The following is an 18,896-nucleotide window of genomic DNA, read 5'->3' on the forward strand; positions in this document are numbered from 1 at the left end:
ACAAACCAATAACTTATGTGAACAAAAACGTTATTAATTTACTTTAGTTTTTAATACTTTTCCCATTATTACATAAGGAACATCATTTTTACTTGGATGAAATGGCTCCAATACATTCACCCAATCTAATCTTTCATATAAAGAACGCGCCTTATCATTGTTAATTTGTGTTGTTAAAACGCTCGTTCTATTTGAAATCCCTTCTAATAATTCATTATGTAATTTCGTTCCAAGACCTTCATTTCGATATTGTGGGTGAACTGCTAATTCTACAAATTCAAAACAATCTTGTAACCATTCCTCTACTTGCTCTAAATTTAACGCTTCTCTCATTAATTGATTATAGTACTGTCCCTCCATAGAGCGATAACCATAAGTAAAACCAACTACTTCATTTTCATCATTTATTGCTAATATACCTTTAAAACCTGGATATTCTATATGTCTTTTCATTCGCTCGATCATTTCATTGAAATGTGTTTTTTCAAATGCTTTACAATACAATTTTGCCATATTATCAATTAGGATCTCATCTTTTTCAATACTTACGAATTTCACTTTACTTCGCCCCCTACTAAAACGTTTGAACCCTTAAATAGTTTTAAAATAAAGAAAATTAAAATCAATCACCCTCTTTACTATTAAACTACAAATCAACCTATATTTTCCACTGTTACTTAGTATCAATGAATAAAAAGAAGAGAACATGTAATATAAACATGTTCTCTTCTTTTTATTTATTTTCAATTTTATATAATTAAAAATTAGATATTACTTAAGCCACTCGTTACAAGTATTAGCTTGCTCCTGTAAATCCTCTATAAATCGACTCGCATGATATCCATCACAAACCGCATGATGTACTTGAAGTGAAATAGGTAGCATAACCTTGCTTCCATCATTGAAATATTTTCCGCAAGTTATAATTGGTAATAAAAAATCACCATCATTATTAATATTAAGATTAAATCCAGTAAAACTAGTCCAAGGTATGCTAGAGATTGGAAACACATTTGGCGGAATATTTCCTTTCGTGAAGAGACCATGAACATTAGCATAACATCTTATATCCTCTTCATAGTTTTTATAGAAAGTATGAAAATTAATAGAATAATCTGTCCATATACTTGAAAAAGACTTATTTTCTTTATGAAAGATTGTATAGCTAGGTATCATTTCCTCCCAATACCCTAAAACTCCATCCTCATTAAAACATGTTCGAAATTCTTTATATTTATTTATCACTCTAGAAATTAAATAAATAAAAGTCGGATAAAATTTAATTTCCTTTTGATGTATTTCCTCTAATAATATTGCAATATCAACATTCACAGTCATACTAAACGTGCATTTTAATTTTAAATAATGTTCAAAATAATGCTTTCTATTCCAATTTTCTCTATCAATTACATGAAACTTCATTATTAATAGCCTCCTAAAATTTTTTTATTTTAGAAGGCTATTTTTCTTGCTTTCACCACAACTATTCACTCCTTACAGTTTAAATTTAACCCCAAGTTTTTATTTAATTATATAACATCCGCCAAAATTCATTCACATATTTCTGGAAATCCATCCACACACTATTAATAAATCAAATGATATTTGAAGGATACATACTTGAAATGACAAAAATGCAAATCAAAAAGCAAATGTTATCAAAAACACTACATCTATTCAAAATAATAATACTGTAAATCTTAATGTGGAAGTACAAGCAATGAACGGCTTATACGGAATGTCAGAAACGACTATTGAAGATGTTGTCTACGCTGTAACTGATGATCTTACTTCAAAAAATAACTAACTTCATCTACATTTAGAAAAAAGCCAAAGAAAATATCCTTGGCTCTTCTATATTATATATTCATTTTTTGTACTTCTTCTCTTTTTTTAGAAAGTTTCCCTGGCCAAAAAGCAAAGCGCCCTAAAACAACTGTAATTGCTGGTACAAGTAACGGCCTAACAATAAACGTATCGAGTAAAACTCCAATCGCTGTTACAATACCAAATTGAACTAAAACTTGAATTGGTAACGTACCTAACACTGCAAAAGTTCCCGCTAAAATTAAACCTGCTGATGTAATCACACTTCCTGTTTGCATAACACCATTTTTCACTGCATCTAAATGATTTTGTTTTTTTCTGTTTTTCCATATTTCAGAAATCATAAAGATGTTATAGTCTTCTCCTAAGGCAACTAAAAATACAAATGCATATAACGGGATCGCACCTTGTATTGCAGGAGCCCCCATACCAAAATGAAGTAAAATCCACCCTGCTCCTAAGGCAGAGAAGAATGATAAAACAACTGTTACAATTAAGTAAATCATCGCAACGATTGAACGTAAATACACGAGTAAAAGTAGAGCTATGATACTAATCATAACCGGAATAATTACTGCTTCATCACGCTCAGTAATTTGCTTTGTATCATATAAGGAAGCTGTTTCTCCGCCAATCCACAAATGATTCTTAGCGTTAGAAATGCCTTCTTCTTTTAATACCTTTTCTACACTATTTTTTAATTTAGGGATTTGATCTAATGCTTCTATCGAATATGGATTTTCCGCTAAAGAAACTTCATACATTTGCAATTGATTGTTTTCTTTTCCCCTCATTGGTTCTTTCACTTTATTAACAAAAGATAATTTCTCTAATTCTTGTTTAATAGATAAATCTTTTCCTTTTGAATCAACTACAATCTTTACTGGTGCTAATTCTCCAGCTGAAAAATGATCAGAAATTAATGTAAATCCTTCGCGTGATGGCATATCTTTCGGGAAGGATTCTAACAAATCGTATGTGTATTGAATACGTGGTACAAATGAAGCCAATCCTCCTAATAAAACTACGGTTAGCATGATAATTGTCCACGGTTTACGTACAACAATATCGCCAAGCTTTTTACTAAAGGCCCCCTTTGTAGTTTTTACTTTTACTACTTTCTTTTTTTTATTTGCATACTCTTCATTCATTTCATCAGTTCTCGGTATAAATGGGAAAAATGCAGCTCTACCGAAAATTAATAATAATGCCGGAAGAATTGTTAATGCAGCAATTCCCATTATGAAAACAGCGACACTAAATGGGACTGCAAATCGATGAAAAGCTCCATAATGTGCAAGTAATAATGTTCCTAACCCTAGTACTACAGTTAGTGCACTCATGATAATCGCTCCGCCTGATGCTTTTATCGCAAGTTGCAATGCTTTATATTTACTTTTCTCTTCTAATAAGTACTCTCTATACCTTGAAATAAGAAATAAACAATAGTCCGTTCCTGCTCCAAATAGTAAAACTGTCATAATCGATATAGCTTGTGCATCAACTTTAATCCATCCATTGTCTGCTAAAAAGCCCAGTGTCGGACTGATAATTCCATATGCAAAGCCAACAACAAGTAAAGGTAAGATTGCTAAAATTGGAGAGCGATACAATAAAATTAATAAAACCAACACAAGTAGTACAGTAGCAACTAATAATTTCACATCAGCTTGACTAAATAAACTTACCGCATCCGTTTGAATACCTACAGGTCCAGATAATCGAACATGTAAGCCAGAGTCGGTAATTTTTCGTTTGAATGGATCTTCATCCACCTTACTATTCACTATTTTTCGTAACTCTTCTAAATTACCTTTTAATACATCCGTTCCAGCAGTTTTATTAAAGAATACTGGTGTGACAAATGATGTACCATCTTTTGATGCATTTTTCGAAAGTACTTGCTCAGGGATTGTATCAAATGGTGGTAACAATGATTGCTTTTTTAAAGGGTCCGTTTTTAACTCTTTATAAACGTCCTGTATTAATTTGTAGTCTTTTGACTGCAATCCACCATCTCTATGCCATACAATTAACAACGGGTTTCCTGCATTATTAGGAAACTCTTTTTTCATAAGTGCTTCAGCTTGTTGTGACATAGCTGTTTCAGGTAGATTCTTCGGATTAGGATCCTTTGTACTATTTACTTGGGGCAACGTAAATGAAAGTACTAATGTAATAAGAATCCATACCGCTAATGTTATCCATTGCGTATGCTTCCCTGCTACAAGCTTCCCTAACGTGCTTAACTGGTGTTTTTTCATAAAAACCCACCTTCCTTTTTATCCCACTATTAATTATATATACTGGTCAGTTAATTAATCAAGAATGACTAAAAATTATGTTATAATAACCTCAATAATTAATGTCAGGAGCGAATGTATTTGGAACAAAAACAACGCCCTCTCGGAAGGCCCCGTCAAAATAAAAATACAAAGGCTACAAAGGAACTGATTTTAGAAGGTGCAACTCGATTATTTCTCACTCAAAATTATCAAGTTGTTTCGATGGATGAGGTCGCGAAAGAATGTGGCGTTACAAAGGCAACTGTATACTATTACTACTCAACAAAAGCTGATTTATTTACCGCTACAATGATTCAAATGATGGTTCGTATAAGAGAAAATATGGATCAAATACTCTCTACAAATAAGTCTTTGGTAGAAAGATTATTAGACTTTGCTAAAGTATACTTACACGCAACGATGGACATTGATATGAAAAATTTTATGAAAGATGCAAAACTCTCTTTATCTGAGGAACAATTGAAAGAATTGAAAAATGCCGAAGATAAAATGTATGAAGTATTGGAAAAAGTAATCTATAACGCAATGCACAATGAAGAAATACAAAAAGGAAATCCTAAATTAGCTGCTCATGCTTTCGTAGCATTATTATCGATTGGAAATTATAAGGATGAGAATCACAATCCTATTCTTATAGAAATAGATGACTTAGCAAAACAAATTGTTTCGTTTTATTGGAATGGATTAAGTAACTAATATCGAATTAAAAATAGTTTAAGATTTACTTAATACAAAAGTAACTGTTTGCTTAAAACATGATTTGATTAATTAAATGTCGTTAACTTAGATAAAAGAGCATGTTATTGAAAAGTAATGTTCAAAACATGCTCTTATTTATTGTAATTAATAAGTTTCTTTATATAAAAAGTTGTTCATTGTTAATAATAACTTCACAAGAAATGATAATTTGTTATTATCAGTCCCTATAATCTTTGGATTTGCTCATTAATTCCCCCCCTACTTAGCCCTCCATGGTAACAAACTACTGATTCAATATCTAGATCTAAATATTTCTTCAAAGACTGTTGTGCTTCTTTTATATCCAAAGTAGTTTGGGCATGAACTCCCCCTAGAACACCGTTTACACTATACATTGAATCCCCAGCGATAAGAATTTTACTTTGTTTCAAGTATAAGCTAATATGCCCAGGAGTATGTCCCGGGGTATGAATAATAAGAATCCCGCCACAATACGGAAGTTCTTGACCGTCAATCAAAGTATCACTCACTTTTCCTTTCGGTGGATTCTCTACGTTTGCACCCTTCAATAAAGGTAAATCCCCCTCAATATAAGGCTTATCTAGCTCGTGAGAATAAACTTTAATATTGCTTCCACAGTTTTGTAATAGTTCAGGAAGACTACCTATATGATCTATATCCTGATGCGTCAAAATCACGACGTTAAGTTTATCAAGCGGCACTCCAACCTTATCCATTGCTACTCGTATATCTTCAATTTGTCCAGGGAATCCAGTATCTATTAAAACTGCCATATCATCATCCCACAAAAGAATTGGATGAATAATATACCCATGAAATTCAAGATGCAACATCTCTACTCCCTTAGCAATCTCCATAACTTTAGTCCCCTTTATAATTAGATTTTTGAACTCTAAAAATAGTTTTGACTACAAAAAAAATTATTAAATAAAGCCCCCTATCGTTTAATATATTTCGTCATTCCAATCGAAAATTCCTCAAATCCAATAGATTCATAGTACGGCTTCAAATCCTCAACACACATAAGTTGAGGAATAACTCTATTTTGTTCACAGTACCTGTTTAATCGTTCCACTATTTCCTTTCCAATTCCTTTGGACTGATATTCCGGTAATACACATACTCCGCAAATAATACCAGTAATTACACCATCTGATATAACGCGCCCCATCCCTACTAATTTTTTGTTATCATAAACATAAATTGCATACCAACTTTGTATACACATTCGTTCTAACTCGTTAACCGTTAATTTAAGAGAATTCCACCCCAAAGATTCATACAAGGCTAATAATTCATTAAAATCTTTAAGGGGTTCAATTGTGTACTTTAAAATAGTTTTCATGTAAATACTCCCTATTATCCTTTGATTTCTATTCCACTAAATTACTCTGTAAAAACTCTTTTGACCGGCGTTAAACTGACTAGAACAATACTTCAATAAGTAAAAATAAAATTCCTTCTGTTTAAAAACACAATGAACTAAATACAATTGATTCCATATATATTTCTCTATTTATTGTTTATTTAGTATATCTTGAGTGTAATTATCGGTTTTAATTTGTTGAAAAAGGTATATCAAGATTTACGAAATTTTAGTTTCAGTAATAGTAGATAAATGGAACTGACATATGAGACATGTAATAACCATTCTTAATATAAAAGGTGGCAAAGGGAAAAGACTCCTTGTAAAGAAATTGGATACTATCTAGCTTCTCATGGTGAGCGAGTGCTTTTAATTGATGTAGACCCTTAAGCAAACCTAATACAATCACTCTTTTAGAAAATTAGCATAAACATATCTATGGATGCGAAAGTGAAGAAAACAAGAATTTTCACGTTTGTACGTCTAGTATTAATATGGTGATTATATATTTAAAAATTGCACATTATTTTTAGCTAGAATATTGAGAGATATTAATAGGGCAGCATAATGGAGGAATCTTTACCGCAATAATTACAACACAAACAAAAAAAGCCGCATTTGCGACTCATGAACTTATAGAACTAACGCATGTGTTAGTTGAATTACTTATCGTTTAATCGCATCAACAATTAGCGATGGAAAACCAAGTTTATCTCCTTTATTTCTAGAATCATACCTTTTTGAACGGAAAATAACACCATCGTTCGCATCCCATTCGTTGTAATAAAATTGTCCATTTTCATCACAATATTCAAGTAAAACTACTTCAAATCCAGCAGTTTCAAACATTTCAGTTAATGTTTTATAATTATGAACGATTTTATGGCTTGCAGCTGGATGGTCTTTAGGTCCAGGTCCGCCTACTTTAACGATATTTTGGTAGGTTTCATCTGGGAAAAATGCATCAGGGACACCACAACGAATATGGCCTGATGGTTTTAAAAATTCATAACAAATTTTAGCCCCTTTTACACCTTCTTCAAAAGTAAGATGTTCCCATACATGCTCAGCTAAAATGGCTGTAATGGAATTATATTCAAATCGTTCTTCCCAAGTAGTTTCAATTAATAAGTTAAGTTCATCTTCTTTAGTTTGAATCCAACCTGGATTATTGTTAAATGCTCCTGCTCCAACTACTACTTTAATTTCAGTTTGTTTTATTGCCATCACTTTCACCTCATAAGAATTTTAATTCATTTAATATTTTCTATGGTTACTATAAGTTTCCCTTCTTCAACTTAATTGCCAGTAAGTTCAATAAGAAAATCGATTACAAGGAAAATCCGAATTACCATTAAATGCGCTTAGGATAAAGCAAGCAGAGCAATTTGGGGTATTACTACAGAATATTAAATTTGACTATGTGTTTTCTTCCCCGCAAACAAGAGCGATTCAAACTGCAGAAATGGCTACTAATATAAAAGCTATTCCAGATACAAGATTAAATGTTTTTGACTTAGGAGAAGCAGACACGTTGAAAAAATATGAAGTTCAAATGAGTGGAATGGTTCCTGATTCAACTATATATAAAGGTGTTGAAGACATACATAGCTTTGTTGCAAGGGTATTTTACTTTATGCAAGAGTTAGAATTAAAATATGATACCAAATGTAACATCCTACTTTCAGGACATAGATGTACTACTGGATGTATCGGCGCTTATTTTGAAGGAATACCGAAAGAAAATAACATTTTACAATCTTCCTCCAACAATGGTGAGTATACAAAATATACATTTCAGCAATCACCTAATGCTGAATCTAAATTACAATTATAAGAAAAAAGAAGGTATCTCACCTTTGAGATGCCTTCTTTTTTTATCAATCTATCATTATATTATCCACCAAATATTATACAGCTACATACTATAAGAACAAACAATACCAATAAACTATTCGAGAAATTACCCATTGAATACTGCCCCTTTATTTAATTATGTAAAAGATTTTACCATAAAATTATTTACAGCATAATATCTGAAAGAGACATTAGATTCATTAGTTGTTTATGTATAAAGTAATATTTTATAATCTTTACATTCTCCTCACATAAAAATACTTTAACATTTCCTCTACAGCATTTCTCACGATTTAAAAACATCTATTTTAGTAAATAAACAATTACTAAAATAGATGTTTTTATTTGATTTTAAGCAAAAATAGTAATAAAATAATTACTAAATAAATGAAGGACACGAAAAATAATGACCAATAAAGAATTATTAAACGAATACATGAATTTATTATTAAATATGTCAGGTACTTTCAAACTGTTATCTGAGAAATCCTCTGAATTTACACATTTAGAGCAACACGTAGTTGAGTATATTGCCCAGCAAAAAGCCGCTGTAAATTTGAAAATGATTGCAAATTACTTAAACATACCTAAGCAGCAATTAAGTGTAACAGTTCGTAATTTAGAGCAAAATGGATACATTGTAAAAAAACAAGACACAGTAGATAAACGAGCCGTTTTAATTTCCCTAACAGAAAAAGCTGAAAAAGTACATTATGAGAGATGGAAACAAATTTATAATAATTTCACAGATAGTCTTGAAAAACTAAATGAAGAAGATCAACGTGATTTAACTTACGGACTTTATAAAACAAATAAAATGCTCTCGAAAATGCTAAATAACGACTAAACGGATACAATAATTTATTGTTTATTATTAAACGGAGGATGTTTCATGATTAAAGAAATAGACTTACATTCAGTCCAAGGTACTATGCTTATTCCACTTTGGGGACGAGCGAACGGAAGTGAAAAAAATAAAGATATTTTAGATGATATGGAGGCTATTCGAATTATTAAAGATTGCGATTTTGATTTCTCTAAAATAGCTGACACCTTTGGTGAATACGGATGCATAACTTACATTGCCCGTGCACGAAAAATTGATGATACTATAAAACAATTTATTAGTAAACATCCGAATGCTACTATTGTAAATATCGGTGCTGGACTAGATACTACATTTTCAAGAGTTGATAACGGTACAATACATTGGTATAACCTTGATTTGCCCGATGCAATCTCTTTTCGTAAAACATTAATTGATGATTCACCACGAAATATAAGCATCGCTAAATCATTTTTTAATACTTCTTGGTTCGACGATGTAAAGTATGATCCAAAGGACGGAATCCTTTTTATATCCGCAGGTGTTTTTTATTACTTTAAAGAAGAGGAACTAAAAAAAATCATTGTCGCTATGGCAAAGCGTTTTCCTGAAGGAGAGTTATATTTCGATGCGGAATCAAAGTTTGCTCTAAAGCTTTCCAATGCTACTGTAAAAAAATCTGGTAATAACGGTGCTATGATGCATTTTCATGTCAATAATCCGAAGGCAATAGAAAAGTGGTCTTCTAATATAAAAGTATTAAGCTGCTCCCCCTTCTTTAAAGATATACCTACAAAAAAAAATTGGGATGGTAGTACACGTATAATGATGCGGATTGTAAATTTAATAAAGATGTTGAAGTTTGTTCATTTGCGATTTGGAAAATGATCAATCTATAGCTTATATATTATATCGTATACAAAAAAGACCTCACTTTTACGAGGTCTTTTTTACTTATTTTTCAACTAAGCTAATTGCTAACTTATGTAGAAACAACATTTTTTACTATATTTATTATTCTTCTAACGACTAGATACCTTGTTTATTCTTAAATTTTGAACTCAACTCGCTCCATACATCAAATTTATTACCATCCAAATCATAAAAAACAAAGTTTCTACCTACATGACCTCTATTTTCAATCTCACCAACTTTTATCCCTTTTTTAATAAAATCAAGATGCAATGCATGTAAAGCATCTAATCCATCCACTTCAAATGTAATTGAAAATCGTTCCTCACCATTAATATCATAAAAATTCGAGCTTTGATTCTCTTTTGATTTCACTAAAAAAACACTTATATTTGCTAGATTAATAATCGCTTTGACTGAATCCTGATAGCTTAACTCCGCACCCAACTTTTCTACATACCATTTTGATGCATTAACCGTATCAATTACAGGTAAGTATGTAGTTCCTATCCGTATTAATTTATTATCCATTGTATTCGCTCCCTTTACAGTATGGGGCTAACAATAACGCCGAACGTATATTCTTGTTAAATATATTCTTTCTACACATACATTATCCTTTAAAAATTTTAATTTTTCACAACGGCATACAAAACAAATTTATATAATCCTTTCTGTTTAAGTCTTTGTCATTATATCGATAGTAGAAACCTCTTCGTAAGTGAACATTTTGTGAATGTTCTCAAAGCGATTTCAGACATCTCCCCTTTTCTACTCAAAATTCTCATGTTTAATAACTTTATTTTTCATAAAGGTTTTATATATCCCAATGTTGTATTACTACATATAACATTTTTTCGATATCAATACTTAAAAATAAGGAGATTAAATAATGGAACAAACCATTCATATTGACGGTTTCGTCAAACCTGGGTTTGAAAAAGTTAAGGATGCATTTATAGAAAATTTTACAACTCGTGAAGAATTAGGGGCGGCATGTTGTATCTATTACAATGGTGAGTGTGTTGTTGATCTATGGGGTGGTTATCGTGATCACCAAACTAAGGAATTTTGGACAGAAGATACAGCAGTTCTCATATTTTCTGGGACAAAAGGGTTTGCTGCTCTTGCATTAGCTTTAGCTCATTCAAAAAGGTATATAGATTACGATGAAAAAGTATCTACTTACTGGAATTAATTTGGAAGAAATGAAAAAGAAAACATTACAGTCCGGCAGTTACTTGCACATACAGCGGGATTATGCTGTATTAATGAATTACCATTACATACACTTAGTGACTTTGATACAAAAAACGTTGCCCCGCATTTAGAAACTATGAAGCCAGCTTGGGAACCTGGTACAAAACATGGTTATCATACTTGGACAATAGGCTGGTTTATAAGTGAGTTAATTCGTCATGTAGATCCAAAAGGAAGAAATCTTACTCAATTTTTCAATGAAGAAATTTCAGGGCCCTTGCATGCCGAAATGTATATTGGCATCCCCTCTTCTCTTCCAGATGAACGAATTGCGACTATTAAAGGAATCCAATCTATATTTGATATATTTAAAAACTTCAGCTCTTTTCCTAAAAGCTTACTATGGGCATTTATGAATCCAAAATCATTAGCAAAACGTAGTATGTTAGATCCAAAAGGATTATTAGCTCATGATAATTTCAACCGAAGAGAATTACGAGAAGTAGAATCCCCATCTGGAAATGGTATTGGGGTAGTACGTGATATGGCCAAAATATATAGCGAATTTGCTAATGGTAGTCCTCACTTAGAAATAATCCCACATACATTAGATGAATTGTCCAAACCACCTATCCAAACGAAAAATGGCTGGCGTGATGTTGTCCAAACCGTCGACACGGCATTTTCATTAGGATTTTTCAAGCCGTTAACAACCGGTTCTAATTATGGAAATTCTTCATGCTTTGGTCATCCAGGGGCAGGTGGCTCTTTATGTTTTGCTGATCCAATAAATCGAGTTGGTTTTTCATATGCAATGACACGGGTTGGTATGCAAATGTTTGATGACCCTAGAGAAACGGCAATCCGTAAAGCTTTTTATAAAATAATTCTATAATTTCCGTTTAGGTATATGAAAAAACGCTAGGAGGAAGATTATGAGAGAGAATGAATTGTACGTTTATCACATTGTTACTAGAAAAAAAATGAACCTCGGACAAATCATTAACTTTAACAAAAATCAAACTAATACCCTATATCACTTCTTTTTTGAAAGAGAACAATTAAATTCTAATGGTGAAGATTCCATTCACATTTTAAAAAGTCATTATACCAATGAGGAATTACATATAAATATTGAAAATGCTAAAGTGGTTATGGATTATATGGATCAAACAATTAGAGCGGTTAGAGAAACCATTGTAGAAATGGTTAGACTACAAGAATATCCTGAATACCCTTCAAGATTGTCTTGCTTATATGCTGCCAAAAGCTATGAAGATGCTTTGAAATGGAAAGCGCTATTTGATTCTTACAATCGAGAAGTTTTGCAGATTGTTAAACTACGAGTAATCGGCAGTTCTTTTGAAGGTGACGGAAACCTTTTACCGAAAGAAGATGGTATTCCTTTTTCTCAAAAAATTGAACAAGCTAGAGAGTATTGGCAAGGAAATGTTAGAAATGAACTTCCTGAGCTACTGATTAGTGGAAAAATTGAAGTGATGGAAATTATAGATGATTTTTCACCAATTCGTATTTAATTCTTGACTAAATATTATAGGACGGAGATTACAATGATGAAAAAAGTGTACTTCAATCATGATGGTGGTGTAGATGATTTAGTTTCACTGTTTTTATTACTTCAGATGGACAATGTGGAACTTACCGGGGTCTCTGTTATACCAGCAGATTGCTATTTAGAACCAGCAATGTCTGCAAGTCGTAAAATTATCGATCGTTTTGGTAAAAGTAGTATTGAGGTAGCGGCATCAAACTCTCGTGGGAAAAATCCATTTCCAAAAGACTGGCGGATGCATGCGTTTTATGTAGATGCTTTACCAATTTTAAATGAGTTTGGAAAAGTGATAACACCCACGTCAGCTAAGCCTGCACATCATCATATAATAGAGACCCTTCTACAAACCGATGGAAAAACAGCTTTATTATTTACAGGGCCCCTAACTGACCTTGCCCGTGCATTATATGAAGCACCTGTAATCGAAGAAAAAATTGAACGTCTAGTTTGGATGGGGGGTACATTTCGTACTGCAGGCAATGTGCATGAACCTGAGCACGATGGAACAGCCGAATGGAATTCATTTTGGGATCCTGAAGCAGTAGCTCATGTATGGGGATCAAAAATAAAAATTGATTTAGTGACGCTAGAAAGTACAAACCAAGTTCCGCTAACAATAGACGTACGTGAACGCTGGGCAAAAGATCGTAAATATATTGGTGTCGACTTCCTTGGTCAATGCTATGCGATGGTCCCCCCTCTCGTTCACTTTTCAACTAACTCTACCTACTATTTGTGGGATGTATTAACTACTGCGTTTGTCGGAAACAATGATCTTGCAAAAACACAAACAATTAATAGTATCGTTCATATATCCGGATCCAGCCAAGGACGTACAGTGGAAACTGCTAATGGACGACCAGTAAATGTCGTTTATGATGTAAAACGTGATGTGTTCTTCGATTATATTACTGAATTAGCTAAAAAAAGTTGCGAATAATTTCATTGAATTCATTGAGAATTGGTCAAGGATAGCATTTGTAGGATGTGAGGATTGGCAGTGGTTACCTTTCACAACCAGTCCTGAAAGTAGTATAAATTCAGATGATGAGCCAGCAAAAAGATTTAGAAATTGGTTGGGACTAGATATTTAATTATTAAAAAGAGTATTGAATTAACTTCCAATACTCTTTTTGTGTAGTTAAATTGTATTTGGTCAGAATATGCATCAATTTAATTAGAGTTAGGTTTTACAGATTAACCATTTCATAACCATTTACAAAGTACGTTATTGTTTCTAACTCCTCTTCATTTAATTCTCTATCTAGTTCTTGTTTATACGCTGCCTTTATCTTCTCTACATCACCTTTATGTATCTCCGTATATGTTCCTACTGTTTTTAATAAACGAATTTCTTGCAAAAATTCATTTCGAGCTATAGCTTTCCCATGTGAAAGAATATATGTCTCGGCATCAAATCCCTCTAATTCTTGTATCAATTTAAACGTTCGTTTCGTCGTATAGTTCCACTTCGAAGAAAAAATATCTGCATAAATACAGTCTCCTAAAAACAATATCTTTTCTTCTTTAATATAAATGACAACGGAGTCATGTGAATGATCTCCACCCACATGTTTTAACACACATGTGACTTCACCAAGGTCTAGTTCAAGTTGATTCTGGAACGTTAAGGTCGGCGGAATAATTTCAATATCTCTCGGTTGTTCATTGAACTCTTTTTTTATGCAATCTGCACAAAATTCAATTTCTGTACCTTCCTTCACTCGTGCATCCAATGCCTCATCTGTCCATTCATAAGAAACAATTGTGTTCATCTCTTTTTTTGTTTCAAAATGTGCGATAGACAATGCATTTTGTAGTACAGGCAATCCAAAAATATGATCCCAGTGCCAATGCGTTAATGCTACCAAATCAGGATTTGAGATATTTTTCTCTTTTAACATTTCTAAAAACAATTGTGCATGTGCTTCTGAATTACCTGCATCTATCATCAAAGTCTTTTCTTTTCCAACAACCATTCCTAAGATAGGTCTATCCGTCTCCGAAACAGGTGTCATATACCAAAATGAGTGTCCAATTTTTTTAATTTGCTGCATAACTATTTCCTCCATTTACTACTACGCTCTTGAATTATTATCTGTAAAACCTTCATCCAGCACATAGCACGAAATAATATATATTGCTTTCTTTAAAACGTAGTCACTTCTTCTATCCATTTAAATAAGCATCCCAATCATAGTCTTCAATTTTATAGAATCTACCTTCATCATTTCTTTCATATGCACATAAAGTTGGTTCCTCAAGAAATTTTAAAATAGAATCATCTATATTCAATATGACTCCAACTGAAATAATTTGAAAGTTTTTAGGATCATTTACAAAGTCATCACTTTCATAGCCACTTAATATTGACCAACCAGAGTCACCTTCTTCTCTTGAATCCTCTTTAAGCATAAAGTTAAATTCTCTTTTTTCAAGTACATCATTACTAACAATTACCTTCGTATCAAAATAAAAACCCCAATCTTTTGAAGCTGGATCGTGATATTCCGTATCACATATATTTTCAATTCCAAATGAAATTTTATCACCTATTTTTAAATCTAAACGATACGGATTATTGTTGAGTTTCCCTACAAACTTCTTCTTATTTCTTTCAGTGATTTCCACCCACATTCTTTCACCATTAAACCCATCTTCTTCCTCATTTTTAGTTACAAAAATTAACTTTACCAAATCTCCAACCTTTAATTTCTCCAACACTTCTGAGCTAGGAAGGTAGAATGTATATGGCGCTCCTTTATTTAATTCATAAACATTATCTAAGTACCAAGACATCTTTTTCTCTCCTTAAAAGCTTTTTACACTCATATTTTTAAAATAACACTATTTTTTCTTCCGGCAAACTACTACCATAGAATTGCAATCTTCCCCTAACTCATTTCCTTCCCAATCATTATATATATGTAATAATTCAAAACCATTCGCTACTAGTAATCTTTCTAACTCCTGCGGATACGTATAGCGAAGATCAATCGTTGTTTTCAGTTCCTCTACTAGCACATCATCCTTATAAAACCTTCTTGTTGTTATGTAGTGCTGTAATTGCTGAATTGAATCATATGTCATTTCAGTATATAAATCACATTTTCTTCCCTTTTCATCACTAATAGTTGTCCAATATTCTTCTGTAGATGGTTGTATTAATTCTTCTTTTGAAGGAAATCGTGTATCGAATATGAATATACCATTCTCAGTTAACACATGATGAATAGATGTTAATAACTTATTTTGATCTGTATTCATAAGAAAGTGCTGGAATCCATGGCCAACCATAAATGCTAACGGAATCGTTTCTTCAATCTTCAATTGTAAGCAGTCTTGTTGTAGCCATTTTACTTTTTTACACTCCGTAGATTTTCTCTTCGCTTCAGCAAGCATTCCTTCATGTATATCTACACCAATCATTTGATATCCGCTTTCTATAAATGGAATTGTAACCCTTCCTGTTCCACAAGCAATATCTAGAATCCATTCATTTTGTATACTTAGTTTTTGTGCCCATGATAGTAAAAACGGAAAATCTGACAAACTTTTATTTTCTATATCATATCGTTTTGGATTTTCATATTCTGATAGACTCCACTTAGTTTGCAAACTTATTCCCCATTTCATATTTCCACTTAAATTTAATATATAAATTATAACGAATTATTAGTTTTTTCTCTATAATCAAACACAATTACTTGGACTAATCTAACTTTCCTTTTCGTAAGCTAAAAATAAGTGGAAGAATCGGAGTGTGATAATATGGAACGTTTATGGATCCCAATGATCGTTACGTTTTTTTCGTTCGGTGGGTTATTATTAGGAGGCGCTGTTGGATTTGCAACACGTCAACTAATTGAAGAAAAGATGCATCGTTTATATGCATTATGTGGTGGTATTTTACTTGGATTATTATCGCTTGAAATTATTCCTGAAACATTTTCAAGCTATGAAATAATTGGCCCTATACTTGGGATTGCTATCGGAGTATTAGTTATGAGTTTATTAGATAATTATTGCCATCATCCAATGATACATAAAAAAGATCAACAAGCATGGCAAACCTTCCTTTTTCTTTCTTTCGCTATATTTATTCATAATATGCCGAGTGGCTTTGCGTTAGGTACAGCTTTTATAAATCATAATGACTCTGCCATTCCTTTCTTACTTGCGATTGTTATTCACCATATTCCAGAAGGATTAGCGTTAATCATTCCATTTCTTTTTACAAAGCATAAATACATTTCATTTTTATTAACTACTTTATTACTTTCCCTAATTCTAGGTACCGGTACTGTTTTTGGCATTATGATGGACGGGAAAGCTCCCCTTTTACAAGGACTGATTATGGGAAGTGCAATTGGTTCCCTAGGTTATGTCACACTTCATGAAATGCTTTGGAAAGCAAAAAAACAGTTAACTTTCCTTGCGTTTCTATCATGGTCTATTAGTGGCTTTTTACTTATAACAGTCTTCGCCCTTTTTACTGGTCATCATTAAAACAAATATGTTTTATCATTTGTATATTTTCCCTTTTTCTCCAAAACATAATAGTATCTACCTATTACAAGGAGGAACGATTATGTTTGGAAAAACAGCCGGTGAAGCACTAGTTGACCTATTAATTGATTGGGGTGTAGAGCATATATATGGTATGCCGGGAGATTCCATTAACTCTATTATTGAGCCTTTAAGAAAAAAACAAGATAAAATCAAATTCATTCAAGTTCGTCATGAGGAAGCTGGCGCACTCGCAGCGGCAGCCTATGCGAAGTTAACGGGAAAACTTGGCGTTTGTATGGCTATTGCTGGACCTGGAGCAATCCATTTACTCAATGGTTTGTATGATGCGAAACTCGATCAAGCTCCTGTACTAGCAATTACAGGACAAGTTGAAAGCGATTTACTTGGAACAGGATTTTTCCAAGAAGTAAACTTAGAAAGAATGTTTGATGATGTTGCGGTTTATAATCAACGAATTATGTCCGCTGAACAATTACCCGCTGTAGTGAATCAAGCGATTCGAATGGCATATACGAAAAAAGGTGTATCTGTTCTTACCATTCCAGATGATGTCCCAAAATTCGAAGTGAAAAATGGAGCACGTATTACAAACTCTTCTTTCACATTACCTGAATTATTTCCGCAAGATGAAGATTTAACTTTAGCAAAACACGCATTAAACGAAGCGAAAAAACCTGTTATTTTAGCTGGTAAAGGCGCAAAACATGCGAGAGAGTCTTTACTTGCATTTGCTGAACATATCGGTGCTCCAATCGTACTTACATTACCCGCTAAAGGAATCATCCCTGATGAACACCCTCTTTGTATTGGCGGATTAGGGTTAATCGGAACGAAACCTTCATATGAAGCAATGAAACATGCGGATACTTTAATTATGGTTGGGACTTCTTATCCGTTCACTGGGTTCTTACCCGAAAAAGCAAAAACACTTCATATTGATACAGACCCTGCTCAAATCGGGAAACGTTATGCGACAGATATCGGATTAGCTGGTGATGCTGATAAGACATTAAAATGGTTAATTGCAAATGTAGAAAATCATGAAGACCATTCGTTCTTAGAACACCACCAAGAAATGATGAAAAAGTGGGAAGAAAAATTACACAATCAAGAAGAAGATTCTTCGACCCCAATTAAACCACAGCGAGTTATGCATGCTCTGCAGAAAGTAGCAGAAGATGATGCAATCTTATCTGTCGATGTCGGAAATGTAACAGTGTGGACAGCAAGGCACTTCCGTATGACAAACCAGCAATTTATCATTTCTAGCTGGCTTGCCACACTTGGTTGTGGCTTACCTGGTGCACTTGCTGGAAAAATTGCTTTCCCGGATAAACAAGTGTTTGCAGTTTGTGGTGACGGCGGGTTTGGAATGACAATGAACGACTTTGTAACAGCTGTTAAATATAAACTGCCAATCGTTGTCATCGTATTAAACAATAATAAGATCGCCATGATTAAATTCGAACAAGAAGTTATGGGTAATATCGAATTCGGCACAGACTTAACGAATCCTGATTTCGCTAAATACGCAGAGGCTTGCGGTGGAATTGGATATCGAGTTGAGAATTTAGATGAACTACTCCCTGCTTTTGAAAACGCAGTAAAACAAAATAAACCGTGTATTATTGATGTAGTAGTAGATGTAAATGAAGCACCAATGCCAGCAAAAATCACATTTGGTCAAGCGGCCGGTTATACGAAACATATGATAAAAGAATTATTTGAAGAAGGTAAGATTGATCTACCACCACTTTAAAATATAAAAGAAAGATA

The 18,896-nt window shown here is 32.9% G+C and carries 18 protein-coding genes and 3 pseudogenes; 11 read left to right on the top strand and 10 right to left on the bottom strand.

From position 1 onward, the window contains the following. Window positions 1-33: 33 nt before the first annotated feature. Both MR109_RS16385 and catA read right to left on the bottom strand, forming a co-directional pair. Window positions 34-558 carry a GNAT family N-acetyltransferase gene (locus tag MR109_RS16385; protein WP_242273071.1) on the bottom strand — a complete coding sequence of 175 codons (525 nt, stop codon included), beginning with the start codon at window positions 556-558 and terminating at the stop codon, window positions 34-36. A gap of 213 nt (window positions 559-771) precedes the next feature. Beyond that, window positions 772-1,422, bottom strand: coding sequence for a type A chloramphenicol O-acetyltransferase (gene catA, locus MR109_RS16390; RefSeq protein ID WP_242273073.1), 651 nt, complete (start codon window positions 1,420-1,422; stop codon window positions 772-774). Window positions 1,423-1,657: 235 nt separating this feature from the next. On the opposite strand from catA, the gene MR109_RS16395 reads away from it, so the two are divergent. Then, window positions 1,658-1,807, top strand: coding sequence for a DUF4021 domain-containing protein (locus MR109_RS16395; RefSeq protein ID WP_242273176.1), 150 nt, complete (start codon window positions 1,658-1,660; stop codon window positions 1,805-1,807). Between the two features lie 52 nt (window positions 1,808-1,859). Here MR109_RS16395 and MR109_RS16400 read toward each other — a convergent pair whose 3' ends face one another. Then, on the bottom strand, window positions 1,860-4,091 hold the full coding sequence (locus MR109_RS16400; RefSeq protein ID WP_242273075.1) for an MMPL family transporter: 2,232 nt from the start codon (window positions 4,089-4,091) through the stop codon (window positions 1,860-1,862). Between the two features lie 120 nt (window positions 4,092-4,211). On the opposite strand from MR109_RS16400, the gene MR109_RS16405 reads away from it, so the two are divergent. Continuing rightward, window positions 4,212-4,829 (top strand): TetR/AcrR family transcriptional regulator, encoded by a 618-nt coding sequence (locus tag MR109_RS16405; RefSeq protein WP_242273076.1) that lies wholly within the window; start codon window positions 4,212-4,214, stop codon window positions 4,827-4,829. 227 nt (window positions 4,830-5,056) lie between these two features. Here MR109_RS16405 and MR109_RS16410 read toward each other — a convergent pair whose 3' ends face one another. From MR109_RS16410 to MR109_RS16420, 3 genes are all read right to left on the bottom strand, one after another. Beyond that, entirely contained in the window at window positions 5,057-5,710 is a 654-nt protein-coding gene (locus MR109_RS16410; protein ID WP_242273079.1) for an MBL fold metallo-hydrolase, read from the bottom strand. Between the two features lie 80 nt (window positions 5,711-5,790). Continuing rightward, on the bottom strand, window positions 5,791-6,198 hold the full coding sequence (locus MR109_RS16415) for a GNAT family N-acetyltransferase (RefSeq protein ID WP_242273080.1): 408 nt from the start codon (window positions 6,196-6,198) through the stop codon (window positions 5,791-5,793). 687 nt (window positions 6,199-6,885) lie between these two features. Then, a complete protein-coding gene (locus MR109_RS16420; protein WP_242273083.1) occupies window positions 6,886-7,446 on the bottom strand; it encodes a class I SAM-dependent methyltransferase in 561 nt (186 codons plus the stop codon). A gap of 106 nt (window positions 7,447-7,552) precedes the next feature. Here MR109_RS16420 and MR109_RS16425 point away from each other — a divergent pair. The 3 genes and pseudogenes from MR109_RS16425 to MR109_RS16435 all read left to right on the top strand — a co-directional run. Further along, a pseudogene (locus tag MR109_RS16425) lies at window positions 7,553-8,056 on the top strand (histidine phosphatase family protein); the annotation flags it as partial. Window positions 8,057-8,482: 426 nt separating this feature from the next. Beyond that, window positions 8,483-8,923 (top strand): MarR family winged helix-turn-helix transcriptional regulator, encoded by a 441-nt coding sequence (locus tag MR109_RS16430; RefSeq protein ID WP_242273085.1) that lies wholly within the window; start codon window positions 8,483-8,485, stop codon window positions 8,921-8,923. A 45-nt stretch (window positions 8,924-8,968) separates the two neighbouring features. Then, window positions 8,969-9,790 carry a class I SAM-dependent methyltransferase gene (locus MR109_RS16435; RefSeq protein WP_242273087.1) on the top strand — a complete coding sequence of 274 codons (822 nt, stop codon included), beginning with the start codon at window positions 8,969-8,971 and terminating at the stop codon, window positions 9,788-9,790. A 141-nt stretch (window positions 9,791-9,931) separates the two neighbouring features. On the opposite strand, the gene MR109_RS16440 is transcribed toward MR109_RS16435, so the two are convergent. After that, a complete protein-coding gene (locus MR109_RS16440) occupies window positions 9,932-10,345 on the bottom strand; it encodes a VOC family protein (RefSeq protein WP_242273089.1) in 414 nt (137 codons plus the stop codon). A 361-nt stretch (window positions 10,346-10,706) separates the two neighbouring features. Between MR109_RS16440 and MR109_RS16445 the strand changes: the two are divergent. The 4 genes and pseudogenes from MR109_RS16445 to MR109_RS30225 all read left to right on the top strand — a co-directional run. Continuing rightward, a pseudogene (locus MR109_RS16445) lies at window positions 10,707-11,909 on the top strand (serine hydrolase domain-containing protein). 40 nt (window positions 11,910-11,949) lie between these two features. Next, entirely contained in the window at window positions 11,950-12,552 is a 603-nt protein-coding gene (locus MR109_RS16450) for a DUF2441 domain-containing protein (protein ID WP_242273091.1), read from the top strand. A gap of 33 nt (window positions 12,553-12,585) precedes the next feature. Then, window positions 12,586-13,527 (top strand): nucleoside hydrolase, encoded by a 942-nt coding sequence (locus MR109_RS16455; protein WP_242273094.1) that lies wholly within the window; start codon window positions 12,586-12,588, stop codon window positions 13,525-13,527. Further along, window positions 13,514-13,681: pseudogene (locus MR109_RS30225) on the top strand (SMI1/KNR4 family protein); the annotation flags it as partial. The gene MR109_RS16455 and the pseudogene MR109_RS30225, both read left to right, overlap by 14 nt. A gap of 96 nt (window positions 13,682-13,777) precedes the next feature. Here MR109_RS30225 and MR109_RS16460 read toward each other — a convergent pair. The 3 genes from MR109_RS16460 to MR109_RS16470 all read right to left on the bottom strand — a co-directional run bounded on the left by MR109_RS16460 (window position 13,778) and on the right by MR109_RS16470 (window position 16,223). Next, complete coding sequence (locus tag MR109_RS16460; RefSeq protein WP_242273095.1) at window positions 13,778-14,644, bottom strand: MBL fold metallo-hydrolase; 867 nt, start codon at window positions 14,642-14,644, stop codon at window positions 13,778-13,780. Window positions 14,645-14,756: 112 nt separating this feature from the next. Beyond that, entirely contained in the window at window positions 14,757-15,386 is a 630-nt protein-coding gene (locus MR109_RS16465) for an immunity protein Imm33 domain-containing protein (RefSeq protein ID WP_242273097.1), read from the bottom strand. Between the two features lie 48 nt (window positions 15,387-15,434). Beyond that, window positions 15,435-16,223 carry a class I SAM-dependent methyltransferase gene (locus tag MR109_RS16470; protein WP_242273098.1) on the bottom strand — a complete coding sequence of 263 codons (789 nt, stop codon included), beginning with the start codon at window positions 16,221-16,223 and terminating at the stop codon, window positions 15,435-15,437. A gap of 135 nt (window positions 16,224-16,358) precedes the next feature. Here MR109_RS16470 and MR109_RS16475 point away from each other — a divergent pair, with 135 nt between their 5' ends. Together MR109_RS16475 and MR109_RS16480 are read left to right on the top strand one after the other, a co-directional pair. Next, window positions 16,359-17,096, top strand: coding sequence for a ZIP family metal transporter (locus MR109_RS16475; RefSeq protein ID WP_242273100.1), 738 nt, complete (start codon window positions 16,359-16,361; stop codon window positions 17,094-17,096). Window positions 17,097-17,178: 82 nt separating this feature from the next. Further along, window positions 17,179-18,879 carry a pyruvate oxidase gene (locus MR109_RS16480; RefSeq protein WP_242273102.1) on the top strand — a complete coding sequence of 567 codons (1,701 nt, stop codon included), beginning with the start codon at window positions 17,179-17,181 and terminating at the stop codon, window positions 18,877-18,879. The last annotated feature ends 17 nt before the right edge of the window (window positions 18,880-18,896 follow it).

The organism is Bacillus cereus group sp. BfR-BA-01310, assembly GCF_022664325.1.
Taxonomy (GTDB): domain Bacteria; phylum Bacillota; class Bacilli; order Bacillales; family Bacillaceae_G; genus Bacillus_A; species Bacillus_A paramycoides.